We start from the raw sequence: 11,933 nt of genomic DNA, 5'->3' as shown, positions 1-11,933 counted from the left end.
CGCGGGGCGCTGTCTAGTGTGCCTGTTGCGGCGCACCATCGGTGCCGGCGGCGCCATGGCCGGCGGCCGGGTGCGGATGCGACACCATGCGGTCCACCCAGGCCATGGCCAGCGCGGATGCCAGGAACGCGATGTGGATGATCACCTGCCACATGATCGTGTGTGTGCTGCGCTGCTCGGCATCGATAAAGGTCTTCAGCAGGTGGATCGACGAGATGCCGATCAGCGCCATGGACAGCTTGACCTTCAATACGCCGGCGTTGACGTGGTCCAGCCATTCGGGCTCGTCGGGATGATTGTCGATGCCCAGGCGCGAGACGAAGGTCTCGTAGCCGCCCACGATCACCATGATCAGCAGGTTCGAGATCATCACCACGTCGATCAGGCCCAGCACGACGAGCATGATCTTGGTTTCGTCATAGGTGGTGACGTGTGCCAGCAGATGCCAGACCTCGGCCAGGAAGTGGTAGACGTAGACGCCCTGCGCGACGATCAGGCCCAGGTAGAGCGGCAGCTGCAGCCAGCGCGAGGCAAAGATGATGCGGGGGATGGGACGAAGCGGACGAAGCGGAGCGGGGTGTAGCGGGGTGTGTTGATCCATGGCGATGCCGGAAGAAGATGTCAATGTCAGCAGACAATCGAAACGGGGGTCGATTGTACCGTGCAGCCCATGACGCCTGACAGCGCGGCCGGGTAACGATTCGTTAGTGCCTCGGGGCGGCCATGGCCAGGGCGGGACGCAAGACCTGCAAGCCGATGGAAAGGCTAGGCGCGGCGTTCAGGTATTTGGGGCCGGCCCCATATAGCTGTGCTAACTTAGTAGAGCCGACTGCACTTGTGCCCCCAAGTCTCCCGTGCCGTGCCTTGCCAGAGCTGCTGCATCGCAGCATCGCCCGCAGTGGAAAGTCAGGTTTAAGTAAGGCGCCGGGCGTACCTTGCACCCAAAGCAGTCAAAGCCAAACCAGGAGACAACCCATGTCCGCCATCGAGTCGGTAATGCAGGAGCATCGCGTTTTCAATCCCCCGGAGTCGTTCGCGAAGAACGCCGCGATTCCGAGCATGGAGGCGTACAACGCCCTGTGCGCCGAGGCGGAGCGCGACTACGAAGGCTTCTGGGCGCGCCACGCCCGCGAACTGCTGCACTGGCACAAGCCGTTCACCAAGGTGCTGGACGAAAGCAATGCGCCGTTCTACAAGTGGTTCGAGGATGGCCAGCTCAATGCGTCGTACAACTGCCTCGAGCGCAATATCGAGAAGGGCAATGGCGACAAGACCGCCATCGTCTTCGAAGCGGACGACGGCGCCGTCGCGCGCGTCAGCTACAAGGAACTGCTGGCGAAGGTCAGCCGCTTCGCCAACGGCCTGAAGGCGCTGGGCATCAAGAAGGGTGACCGCGTGGTCATCTACATGCCGATGTCGGTGGAAGGCGTGGTGGCCATGCAGGCCTGCGCGCGCATCGGCGCCACGCATTCGGTGGTGTTCGGCGGTTTCTCGGCCAAGTCGCTGCAGGAACGCCTGGTGGACGTGGGCGCCGTGGCGCTGATCACCGCCGACGAACAGATGCGCGGCGGCAAGGCGCTGCCGCTCAAGGCGATTGCCGACGAGGCGCTGGCGCTGGGCGGCTGCGAAGCGGTCAAGCATGTGGTGGTCTATCGCCGCACCGGCGGCAAGGTGGCCTGGACCGAAGGCCGCGACCGCTATATGGAAGACGTGTCGGCCGGCCAGCCCGACCACTGCGAAGCCGAGCCGGTCAGCGCCGAGCATCCGCTGTTCGTGCTCTATACGTCGGGCTCCACCGGCAAGCCCAAGGGCGTGCAGCACAGCACCGGCGGCTACCTGCTGTGGGCGCTGATGACGATGCGCTGGACGTTCGACGTCAAGCCCGAAGACATGTTCTGGTGTACCGCCGATATCGGCTGGGTCACCGGCCATACCTATATTGCCTACGGGCCCCTGGCCGCGGGCGCCACGCAGGTCGTGTTCGAAGGCGTGCCGACCTTCCCGAACGCCGGGCGTTTCTGGGAGATGATCCAGCGCCACAAGGTCAGCATCTTCTACACGGCGCCCACCGCGATCCGTTCGCTGATCAAGGCGGCCGAGGCCGACGAGAAGATCCACCCGACGCAGTACGACCTGTCGAGCCTGCGCCTGCTCGGCACCGTTGGCGAGCCGATCAATCCCGAGGCGTGGATGTGGTACTACAAGAACATCGGCCAGGAACGCTGCCCGATCGTGGACACGTTCTGGCAGACCGAAACCGGCGGCCACGTGATCACGCCGCTGCCGGGGGCCACGCCGCTGGTGCCGGGTTCGTGCACGCTGCCGCTGCCGGGCATCATGGCGGCCATCGTCGATGAAACGGGCCAGGACGTGCCGAACGGCAGCGGTGGCATCCTGGTGATCAAGCGCCCGTGGCCGTCGATGATCCGCACGATCTGGGGCGATCCGGAACGCTTCAAGAAGAGCTACTTCCCCGAGGAACTGGGCGGCACGCTGTACCTGGCCGGCGACGGCTCGATCCGCGACAAGGACACCGGCTATTTCACGATCATGGGCCGCATCGACGACGTGCTGAACGTGTCGGGGCACCGCATGGGCACGATGGAGATCGAATCGGCGCTGGTGTCGAACCCGATCGTGGCCGAGGCCGCCGTGGTGGGCCGCCCCGACGACACCACGGGCGAGGCCATCTGCGCGTTCGTGGTGCTCAAGCGGTCGCGTCCGACCGGCGACGAAGCCACGAAGATCGCCGCCGAACTGCGCAACTGGGTGGGCAAGGAAATCGGCCCGATCGCCAAGCCGAAAGACATCCGCTTTGGCGACAACCTGCCCAAGACGCGCTCCGGCAAGATCATGCGACGCCTGCTGCGGTCGTTGGCCAAGGGCGAAGAAATCACGCAGGACACCTCGACGCTGGAAAACCCGGCCATCCTGGACCAACTGAAGCAGGCGCAGTAACGTCACCGGTTCATGCACGCTATTCGGCTGCGTGACCCACGTTGTGCCCGCCCCGGCGACGCCCGGGGCGGGCACAATGCTTTTTTCCCACACTGATTCCCACTTATCGTTGCGCTGATGCCAGACACCCAGTCGCGCTTTCGCCGCCGGCTGATGCTGTACTACGGCCTGTTCACGCTCGGCCTGTTCGGCTTCGTCGGCATGATGGGCCTGCTCGAGCATTCGAACGCCGATGCGCTCTGGCTGGGCTACGTGTTCCTGTTCGTCACGATCGCAATCTATGCGTGCATCGGACTGATCTGCCGCACCTCGGATCTCAACGAATACTATGTGGCCGCCGGCGCGTGCCGGCCATGTTCAACGGCATGGCCATCGCGGCGGACTGGATGAGCGCCGCCTCGTTCATCGGCCTGGCCGGCATCATTTTCGCGTCGGGCTACGAGGGGCTGGCCTATGTGATGGGCTGGACCGGCGGCTACTGCCTGGTGGCATTCCTGCTGGCGCCGTATCTCCGCAAATATGGCGGATATACGATTCCCGATTTTCTGGCGGCGCGCTATGGCAATGGCAAGCCGGGCGGCAATATCCCCGTGCGGGCGATTGCCGTACTGGCCGCATCGCTATGTTCGTTCGTCTACCTGGTGGCCCAGATCCAGGGCGTGGGGCTGATCGTCACGCGCTTTATCGGCGTGGAATTCGCGGTGGGCGTGTTCTTCGGCCTGGCCGGCATCCTGGTATGTTCGTTCCTGGGCGGCATGCGCGCCGTGACGTGGACGCAGGTGGCCCAGTACATCATGCTGATCGTGGCCTTCCTGCTGGCGGTGTCGCTGATTGCCTGGAAGCATCACCACCAGGTGTTGCCGCAGGTCAGCTATGGCGGCCTGCTGCAGCAGATCGACGCTGCGGAGAAGCAGCTCGATCACGATCCCGCGGAACAGCAGGTGCGCGAGATTTTCCGCCAGCAGGCCATCGACCTGCAGGATCGCATTGCCCGGCTGCCGATGTCATTCAACGAGGAGCGGCAACTGCTCGATGCACGCCTGCTGGAGCTACGCGCCCGCAATGCGCCGCTGCGCGAGATCAAGACGGTGGAGCGCGAACGGCAGGCGTTTCCAGGCGATGCCGCGGCGGCCCTGCAGCAGTGGACGCAGCAGCGGGAAGAAGCCCTGGCGCGCAGCCAGCCTTCCACGCCATCGACCGAGCCGTATCCCGCGGCGTCGGAGCAGGAACGCAAGACGCGCCGGCTCAATTTCGTGCTGCTGGTGTTTTGCCTGATGGTCGGCACGGCCAGCCTGCCCCATATCCTGACGCGGCTCTACACGACGCCATCGGTCAAGGAAAGCCGCAATTCCGTGGCGTGGGCCGTGTTCTGTATCGCGCTGCTCTATGTGTCGGCGCCGACGCTGGCGGCGCTGGTCAAGGTCGAGTTTTTCCAGCACCTGGTGGGCACGCCGTACGCGGAACTGCCACAGTGGGTGGTGCAATGGCGCAAGGTCGATCCGCCGGTATTCGGCATCCGCGACATGAATGGCGACGGCATCGTGCAATGGGCCGAGATACTGATCCAGCCCGACATGATCGTGCTGGCCGCGCCGGAAATCGCCGGCCTGCCCTATGTGATTTCCGGCCTGGTCGCCGCCGGCGCACTGGCCGCGGCACTGTCGACGGCGGACGGATTGCTGCTGACCATCGCCAACGCGCTGTCCCACGATGTCTACTACCACATGATCGACCGCCAGGCGACGCACCAGCGCCGCGTGACCACGGCCAAGGTGGTGTTGCTGGGCGTGGCGCTGTTTGCGTCATACGTCACATCGCTGCGGCCCGGCAATATCCTGTTCCTGGTCGGCGCGGCTTTCTCGCTCGCGGCATCGAGCTTCTTCCCGGTGCTGGTGCTGGCCATCTTCTGGCGCCGTACCACGGCCGCCGGTGCCGTCGCCGGCATGGCGACCGGCCTTGCCGTGGCGGTGTACTACATCTTCGTGAACTACCCGTTCTTCACCCGCATGACCGGCATTTTCGGCAACCGATGGTTCGGCGTGGACCCGATCGCGTCCGGAGCATTCGGCGTCCCGGCCGGCTTCGCGGCCGCCATACTGGTCAGCCTGATCACGCCCAGGAACGCGCCGGTGATCGATCGGCTGGTGAATTATTTGAGGAAGGGGTAGGGGCCATGTCACGCCTGGAGGCGTCCAGCGGGTTTTGGCATCGTCCGGCGTATCGCTGCTGGACACCCGCGCCTGCTCTGCTATAATCGCGGACTTCCCGGAGAGATGGATGAGTGGTTTAAGTCGCACGCCTGGAAAGCGTGTATAGGTTAATAGCCTATCGGGGGTTCGAATCCCCCTCTCTCCGCCAGAATTCTGATGCCCGCGCCAGCGGGCATCGTCATTTCCGGAGAGAAGCAAGCCAATGGTTTGGCTTGCGTGGGGGAGTCGAAGGGATTCGCTTGCAAGCGAATCCGCGGCCTGCGCGTGTGTAGGCGAATCCCCCTCTCTCCGCCAGAATTCTGATGCCCGCGCCAGCGGGCATCGTCATTTCCGCTCCTGCGCTGCCGCTGAGCGCCGCATCCGGACGGGGCGTCCTCTCCCAGTATTCGCCCAAAAAAATGCCCGCTGCGCGGGGGCGAGCGGGCCGGGTGAAATGTCATGGGGTCAATCATGACTGAGACCGATTGTCTTTTAATGTATCTCCGGCGTCTTCCCTACGGTGGAGGGGCGTGTGAGTGCTAACGTCCGACGATGCGGCTGGTTTCCCGGTGTGACCGGATGACAGATTTGTCATGTTCGTGGGGCTGGGCGGCGTTGCAGGCGGCGTCGCGGGCGGCGTCACTTGCCGGGCAACCGCCGCCGACGCGCCGCGGCCCGACTCTAACGCGCTGATGATGACTGAGTTCATCGCAGACATCGCGCCCGCCACGCCCAGGACGGTCGTGCAGGCCGCGATCCAGATATTCCATCGCAGCAGTTTCGATTCCCTGCGGATTTCCACGACGTCCTCGCGTATCGCCATCGTCTGGGCCGTGAATTGCTCCTTCATGTCGTCTATGCGCTTGTCCATGCTGCGCAAATTGACGGCCATCATTTCGCGGAAGTTATTTAGCTCGATGGCGAGCCGCTGCTCCAGGCTTCGGGACTGCGCGGCGAAGCGTTCATCCATGCCCATCAACAGCGCGTCGGTCCGCCGGTTGGATTCTTCAATGCGCCTCTCGGCTTCCCTTCTGTCCCGTTCGCTTTGTTCTTTGCACTGCTTTTCATATTCTTCTTTCCGCTTCTCGCGTTCCTTCCTGAGCCGCTCGTCCTGCTCCTCGCGTTCCTTCCTGAGCCGCTCGTCATGTTCCTCGCGTTCCTTCCTGCGTTGCGCGTCCTGTTCTTCGCGTTCCTTCCTGCGCTGCTGCTTTTGTTCTTGGCGTTCCTTCCTGCGCTGCGCGTGTTGTTCTTCGCGTTCCTTCCTGCGCTGCTCGTCTTGTTCTTGCAACGCCTTCCTGCGCTGCTCGTCTCGCTCTTGCCACTCCTTCCTGAGCCGCTCGTCGCGTGCTTCGCACTCCTTTCTGTACCGTTCGTCGCTTTTGGCGAACATACGATTCATGCGTTCGTCGAGCCGTCGAACGTTGGCATCAAATTCGCCGCGCAGGATCCCACCGTCGCGGACGTTGCGGTGTCTTTTCGAGCGTGAGCGGTGTCTTTGCTGTTTGGGCGTCATGCCTGAGACCTCCGGTTGAAAAATGTTCAACCTCGACTGTCGGCCATCGCGCGGGCAATCGCTATAAGACAGTTCGCAAAGTGGGGCGAGGACGCCTACCATGCAAGAACGTCCATTCAAGGAGGTTCGCATGTCGAAGGAAAGCCGGGGTTTTGCCATGCCGACGTTGATTGCCTTTGCCGTGGCTGGCATGGCGTTCACCGCATCGCTGGTGCTGGCGTACTACGCCACGCACCCGGAGCGGATCAGGCAATAGGAATCAGGCAGGCTGCGGCGGGCGCCGGGCCGCCGGGTCGGCGGATCGGCTCAGGCCGTGATGGCGCAGGCCACGCGGTTGCGCCCGCTGCGTTTGGCTTCGTACAGGGCCTCGTCGGCGCGGCCGTAGGCGTGCTCGAATGTGCGGCCCTGGGCTGACCAGCTCACGCCGAAGCTGGCCGTCACCTGGCGGTGGACGGGTGACGGAAATGCGTGGCCGGCGATGGCGCAGCGCATCTGCTCGGCCAGCTCCAGCGCATCGTCCATCGAGACATCGGGCAGCAGCGCGGCAAATTCCTCGCCCCCCACGCGGCCGATCGCGCCTTCGGCACGGACCGTGTCCTTCAGGCAGGCCGTGACGCCGCAGATCACCGTGTCGCCGGCGGGATGGCCGAAATCGTCGTTGAGCCGCTTGAAGTGGTCGATGTCCAGCACGATCAGTGCCAGGCTGCCGCGCGCCAGCGCGGCGGTGGCCCGGTCGATCACGGCGCCGCGGTTCAGGGCGCCGGTCAGCGTATCGTGCGTGGCGCGATACTCCAGTTCCTGGGCCAGTTCCTGCAGCCGGTGGTTCAGCCGGTTCATTTCCAGCTCCTCGCGATCGCTGCGGCGGATCAGGCGGCGCGTCTCGCGCATCAGCCGTTCGTAATAGCTGATCAGCTGGCCCAGCGTATGGCGATAGGCGTCCTCCCCGGCGTCCACGTCGCAGAACACGGCCTTGGCATGGGCCAGGGCGCTGTTCTCCGATTCGAACAGGTCGGGTTCCGACATGGCTGCGGCGGGGGGCATGTCGCGCGGCGCGTTCAACTGCTGGTGGTCACTTCGTCGATGAAGTCGATGGCGGGGAAGTCGTCGTGCAGTTCCTGGCCGAACTCCAGGATGGTGTCGTCGTCTTCGTCGTGGAACCAGTGCAGCGTCACGTGGTTGCCGCGCTCGGCCGCCTCGTTGAGGGCATCGAACATGCTGAACAGCATCTTGGTGCTCGAGCTGTTGAAGTACGTCAGGGCCACGTTCACGGTCACGTCCGCATCGTCGCAGTCGGCCAGGTACTTGCGCAGGCGGCTGATCGCCTCGCCGTAGAACACGGCGGCATTCTCGGGGTAGGACTCGCCCTTGAGCGAGAGCGTGTGCCGCGCGAAGTCGAAGCTCACTTCGGGCGAGCTTGGCGTGGCGGCGATGAACAGGTTTTCCATGGCGGTTCGGTGCGATCGGTCGGGGTCAGATGGTGGCGACGAGCTGGAACATCGTCGAGACCGGGTCCGTGTCGATCGGCTGAAAGTTGTACTCCAGGGGTGCGCTCGCGTCGCGCGCCATCGTCAGGATGCCAAGCCCGGCACCCTTGCTGCCTTCGGGGGTTTCGGCGCGCAGCGTTTCCTTGTAGGCACGCTTGATTTCTTCGAGGGTCATGGTCCGTACCTTGTCCAGCGTGCCGCGCAGTTGCTCGACGCGGGCGGACGATACCGGATTCGAACACATCAGGCGGTAGTGTTCGTCCACCATGCTGATGCAGACCGAACCGTGGCGCAGCTGCCCGTCCGGCTGCGACGGCGACGTCAGCGAGTCGGACGAATAGTGGACGATGTTCTGCGCCATCTCCACGAACGACGAGAACAGCTTGCGCCGCGTGGTGCCGTCCACGCCGCTCACGGTAAGCTGCAGTCGCACCGCATCGGACATGGCGGCGATGATGTTCTGCGAAAAATAGCCGACGTAGTAGAAAATCACGTTGCGTTCCCGAGCCATCTGGAAGAACGGCTCATATTCCTTGTCAATCGATTGTGCGGCGGTCATGGGCAAGCGGTTGGGTGCGCAGGTCGGTTGTCATTGCGCACGGAAGCAGAAGAATGTCAGGTCGTCGCGGCGGCGTTGTTCGCCTTGCCACGCGCGATGCGCGTCCAGTACGGCGTCGCTGATCCGTGCGGCCGAGGCGTCGCGCTGTGCGCAGATCGCCTCGCGCATGCGGCGCTTGCCGAAAGCAATTTCCCTGGGGCCGCCGATCTGGTCGATCAGCCCGTCGGTGGTCACGAAGACCAGCGTGCCCGTCTGCGTCTGCACGGCGCTGTTGTGCCAGACGTAGTCCATGGCCGTGCCCACGTAACCCACGCCCATGCGGGCGCCGTTGATCATGGCCCCCTCCGCGTCGCCGGGCTGCAGCACGAACAGCGCCGACTTCGCGCCCGCAAATGTCAGTTGCCGCGTGGCGTTGTCGAACCAGAAGAATGCGGCATCCAGGCCATCGTCCGATTCGGATGCGTCAGGCGTCTGCCGTGGTTCCCGACCGGTCTGCGCCAGCATCTGCTTGATGCCGCGGTTCACGGCCATCAGCAGCGCGCCGGGGTCGCGTGGCCCCAGTTGCTCCAGGGCCTGGCTCAGCAGCGACGACGCGATCAGCGTCATGAAGGCACCCGGCACGCCGTGGCCCGTGCAGTCGGCCAGCGCGGCAAACCAGCCGTCCCTGAAGGCGGCAAAGTGGTAGAAGTCGCCGCCCACCACGTCGCGCGGTTCCCAGACCAGCGCGGCATCGGCCAGCGTGGCGGCCAGGGTCTCGCGCGACGTGCGCAGCATGGCCCGCTGGATGGTGCTGGCGTAGTCGATGCTGTGCATGATCTGGCGGTTGCGCTCGGCCTGCATGTCGGCCACCACACGCATCAGCTGCAGGCCGTGGCCCAGGCCCAGGTACTGGCCGGCGCGGGCCACGATGAAGCCGTCGGCCAGCGCCTTTTCGCCGTATTCCACCGTGCGGAACGTCAGGGCCTCGATGCTCATCTCGGCGTCGACGACGAGAGGCTCCTTGTCCATGAATGCGATACAGCTCTTGCGGTTGTAGAGCTCGCGGTGGTACGGCTTGCTCATCTGCGACAGGAAGATCGACCGGTTGATCAGGCCGATGGGCCGGCCTTGCTCGGTGACGGGCAGGCAGGCCAGTTCCCGGTGCAGCGCAAAGACTTCCAGCACGTCCTGGTTCGTATGGTCAGTGGTGACCGAGGGCGTGGACACGGCCAGATCCTCCGCGCACGGCTGCCGGAAGCGCGGTCGCGCAGCAGGAGAATCCACCAGAAAACCGGACATGACGGAGCGAGCGGGGAATTGGAAAATGGCCCCGAGTCTAGGCGGCCATTATGTCGAATCCGTGACGAAAAGCCTTTCAAATCAAGGCTTAAGGCCCTACTCGCGAGGGGTGGCGGCATTAGCGGTTTTAAATGGCGCCCAATGCAGTATCAAGTGCCGTCGTTTCGCGATGCGCAAAGCGAGGGGGAGGCGGCGCGGCGAGGCAGCGACGACAGCCCCAACACCCGCGCCAGCAGCGGCCAGCGTTGCGCGGCTTCGGCCGTTTCCACCTCGCCTTGCTGGTCGAAGTAGTGGCGGGCGTCAAAGCCGTCCACCTTCTGGGCCAGCGCGTCGATGTCGTTGTAGGCGATGGCCGCCTTGCGCGACGTGATGGATCTGGTAATCGGACGCGCGCTCATTTCTGCTCCACCCAGACACCGTCGGGCGTATGCACCACGTAGCCGTCGGTGCGCTTCATCGTGATCGTTCCTTCGTTCTCGCCGACCATCTGGGTTTGCGGCAGGTCGTCGGAATAGTGCGACAGCGCCGGCGCGCCCTGCCGGAACGGGCTATCCGCCACGAGATTGAACACCAGTTGCGACAGCCCCAGAAAGCTCATCGGCGCGTCGATGGTCACCGGCTGGGGTGTGTCGGTGCCGGGCAGGCCCACCAGCTTGACGCCGACCGGCACGTGGATGATGTTGGGCGTGGGAATCTCGCGCAGGCCAGAGATCTGGTTCCTGTCGCCGCGCAGCGCCGCGCCATGCTCGGGCACGAACACCACCACGGCCTTGCGGCCCGATTTGGCGATGGTGTCGATGATCCTGTCCACGTCGTCCAGCAGCGCCTTGAGCCGCAGCGGATACGACTCCAGGCTGGTCAGCCGCTTGCCCGGCAGCCGGTTGCCGTCGTGCAGCGTCACGGTGTTGTAATACAGCGCCACCGGCTTCTTGTCCCGCGTCAGGCGCTGCCTGTACCAGTGGTCGAACGTGTCGAAGTCGCCCAGAACCGGCGAATCGTCGAACGCGCGCATGGCCACCGGCACACCGTCGGTGGCTTCCGGCTGCACGCCCGGCATGCCGATCTCCTTGTCGACAAAGCCGCGGAAATTGTCGAAGCGGCCGTCGTGGTTCATCAGTACGTGAGGCGTAAAGCCGGCCTGCGCCAGATCCGCAAAGATGTGGCATTCGGCGGGGGCGGGGTCGTACAGGTTCTTGTGCGGCGCCTGGCCGCACGCGCCGCGCAGCACGCGGATGGCCGCCGGGCCGCTGTAGCTGGCCGCCGAACTGAAGTTCTTGAACAGGTAGTCGAAGCGCGACAGCAGCGGGTGGTTCAGGCTCCTGGCCGCATCGAGGTCGTCCCACGACAGCGAACAGATATGCAGCACGATGACGTCGAACTGCGCGTCGGGGCTGGCCGTCAGCGGCGACACCGTGGCCGTGCGCTGCGCCTCCTGCTCGCGGAATGCGGTCAGGATGGCGTCGTAGTTGCTGGTGGCGTTGATATCCGCGCGCGGGCTGTTGGCCGCCTGCGCCACGGCCGCGCCCCGGCCCGGCAGCGTCACGCCCGGGCCGTACCAGAACGGCATCGCGAACAGGGCGATCAGCACGAACGTGGTGGTGCGCAGCCAGCGGTTGAGCAGCAGGAAGATCACCAGGGCCAGCAGCACGGCCACCACCATCTGGATCGTCACCAGCCGCTGCAGCAGTTCCATCAGATAGGCGGGCGTGAAGGCGCGGATGTTCGCGAACTGCGAGATCACGCGCTCGAACGGCGGCAGGGTCGATTCGCGCCATGCCAGCGCCGCCCCCACCGCGATGGCCAGCACCTGCCGGATCACCCGCAGCGGGCGCGACTCCATCGGCATGACCAGCAGCAGCGCGAACAGGAGGTTCAGCAGCCATATCGGCTTCATCTGCCCGGTGTGGAACAGGTAGAGCTTGGCGAGGAAGTAGAGGTTCCAGAGTCCCATG

The 11,933-nt window shown here is 64.6% G+C and carries 10 protein-coding genes, 1 tRNA gene and 1 pseudogene; 4 read left to right on the top strand and 8 right to left on the bottom strand.

The window, feature by feature from the left end; translation table 11 throughout:
* Positions 1-13: 13 nt before the first annotated feature.
* Positions 14-601, bottom strand: a complete 588-nt coding sequence (locus D9X30_RS26915; protein ID WP_153945397.1) for a TIGR00645 family protein — start codon at positions 599-601, stop codon at positions 14-16.
* 374 nt (positions 602-975) lie between these two features.
* Between D9X30_RS26915 and acs the strand changes: the two genes are divergently transcribed.
* The 3 genes and pseudogenes from acs to D9X30_RS26900 all read left to right on the top strand — a co-directional run bounded on the left by acs (position 976) and on the right by D9X30_RS26900 (position 5,316).
* Positions 976-2,958, top strand: a complete 1,983-nt coding sequence (gene acs / locus D9X30_RS26910) for an acetate--CoA ligase (RefSeq protein ID WP_153945396.1) — start codon at positions 976-978, stop codon at positions 2,956-2,958.
* 117 nt (positions 2,959-3,075) lie between these two features.
* Positions 3,076-5,126 (top strand): annotated as a pseudogene (locus D9X30_RS26905) (sodium:solute symporter family protein).
* 99 nt (positions 5,127-5,225) lie between these two features.
* Positions 5,226-5,316: transfer RNA gene (locus D9X30_RS26900), tRNA-Ser, on the top strand.
* 300 nt (positions 5,317-5,616) lie between these two features.
* Here D9X30_RS26900 and D9X30_RS26895 read toward each other — a convergent pair.
* The gene (locus tag D9X30_RS26895; protein WP_153945395.1) at positions 5,617-6,660 is read right to left on the bottom strand and encodes a hypothetical protein; all 1,044 of its coding nucleotides are present in this window, start codon (positions 6,658-6,660) and stop codon (positions 5,617-5,619) included.
* Between the two features lie 100 nt (positions 6,661-6,760).
* On the opposite strand from D9X30_RS26895, the gene D9X30_RS26890 reads away from it, so the two are divergent.
* A complete protein-coding gene (locus D9X30_RS26890; protein WP_153945394.1) occupies positions 6,761-6,916 on the top strand; it encodes a hypothetical protein in 156 nt (51 codons plus the stop codon).
* A gap of 50 nt (positions 6,917-6,966) precedes the next feature.
* On the opposite strand, the gene D9X30_RS26885 is transcribed toward D9X30_RS26890, so the two are convergent.
* The 6 genes from D9X30_RS26885 to bcsG form a co-directional block, all read right to left on the bottom strand.
* Positions 6,967-7,683 carry a GGDEF domain-containing protein gene (locus D9X30_RS26885; RefSeq protein WP_153945704.1) on the bottom strand — a complete coding sequence of 239 codons (717 nt, stop codon included), beginning with the start codon at positions 7,681-7,683 and terminating at the stop codon, positions 6,967-6,969.
* A gap of 32 nt (positions 7,684-7,715) precedes the next feature.
* Entirely contained in the window at positions 7,716-8,105 is a 390-nt protein-coding gene (locus tag D9X30_RS26880) for a DUF1987 domain-containing protein (protein WP_153945393.1), read from the bottom strand.
* 25 nt (positions 8,106-8,130) lie between these two features.
* On the bottom strand, positions 8,131-8,703 hold the full coding sequence (locus D9X30_RS26875) for a SiaB family protein kinase (RefSeq protein ID WP_153945392.1): 573 nt from the start codon (positions 8,701-8,703) through the stop codon (positions 8,131-8,133).
* A 30-nt stretch (positions 8,704-8,733) separates the two neighbouring features.
* Positions 8,734-9,981 (bottom strand): SpoIIE family protein phosphatase, encoded by a 1,248-nt coding sequence (locus D9X30_RS26870; RefSeq protein ID WP_153945391.1) that lies wholly within the window; start codon positions 9,979-9,981, stop codon positions 8,734-8,736.
* A gap of 149 nt (positions 9,982-10,130) precedes the next feature.
* Complete coding sequence (gene bcsR / locus D9X30_RS26865; RefSeq protein WP_153945390.1) at positions 10,131-10,379, bottom strand: BcsR/BcsP family cellulose biosynthesis protein; 249 nt, start codon at positions 10,377-10,379, stop codon at positions 10,131-10,133.
* A complete protein-coding gene (gene bcsG, locus D9X30_RS26860) occupies positions 10,376-11,932 on the bottom strand; it encodes a cellulose biosynthesis protein BcsG (protein ID WP_153945389.1) in 1,557 nt (518 codons plus the stop codon). The genes bcsR and bcsG overlap by 4 nt, the downstream gene beginning before the upstream one ends.
* Position 11,933 lies beyond the last annotated feature (1 nt).

The organism is Cupriavidus sp. U2 (assembly GCF_009663685.2).
Taxonomy (GTDB): Bacteria; Pseudomonadota; Gammaproteobacteria; order Burkholderiales; family Burkholderiaceae; genus Cupriavidus; species Cupriavidus necator_C.
The sequence above is the reverse complement of the archived record's forward strand: the minus strand, read 5'-3'. Positions and strand labels throughout refer to the sequence as shown.

Bases quoted from the DNA above. Each gene is read 5' to 3' on its own strand.
- bcsR (WP_153945390.1), bottom strand. From the start codon at position 10,379: ATGAGCGCGCGTCCGATTACCAGATCCATCACGTCGCGCAAGGCGGCC.
- D9X30_RS26895 (WP_153945395.1), bottom strand. From the start codon at position 6,660: ATGACGCCCAAACAGCAAAGACACCGCTCACGCTCGAAAAGACACCGC.
- D9X30_RS26880 (WP_153945393.1), bottom strand. From the start codon at position 8,105: ATGGAAAACCTGTTCATCGCCGCCACGCCAAGCTCGCCCGAAGTGAGC.
- acs (WP_153945396.1), top strand. From the start codon at position 976: ATGTCCGCCATCGAGTCGGTAATGCAGGAGCATCGCGTTTTCAATCCC.
- D9X30_RS26875 (WP_153945392.1), bottom strand. From the start codon at position 8,703: ATGACCGCCGCACAATCGATTGACAAGGAATATGAGCCGTTCTTCCAG.
- bcsG (WP_153945389.1), bottom strand. From the start codon at position 11,932: ATGGGACTCTGGAACCTCTACTTCCTCGCCAAGCTCTACCTGTTCCAC.
- D9X30_RS26885 (WP_153945704.1), bottom strand. From the start codon at position 7,683: ATGTCGGAACCCGACCTGTTCGAATCGGAGAACAGCGCCCTGGCCCAT.
- D9X30_RS26915 (WP_153945397.1), bottom strand. From the start codon at position 601: ATGGATCAACACACCCCGCTACACCCCGCTCCGCTTCGTCCGCTTCGT.
- D9X30_RS26890 (WP_153945394.1), top strand. From the start codon at position 6,761: ATGCAAGAACGTCCATTCAAGGAGGTTCGCATGTCGAAGGAAAGCCGG.
- D9X30_RS26870 (WP_153945391.1), bottom strand. From the start codon at position 9,981: ATGTCCGGTTTTCTGGTGGATTCTCCTGCTGCGCGACCGCGCTTCCGG.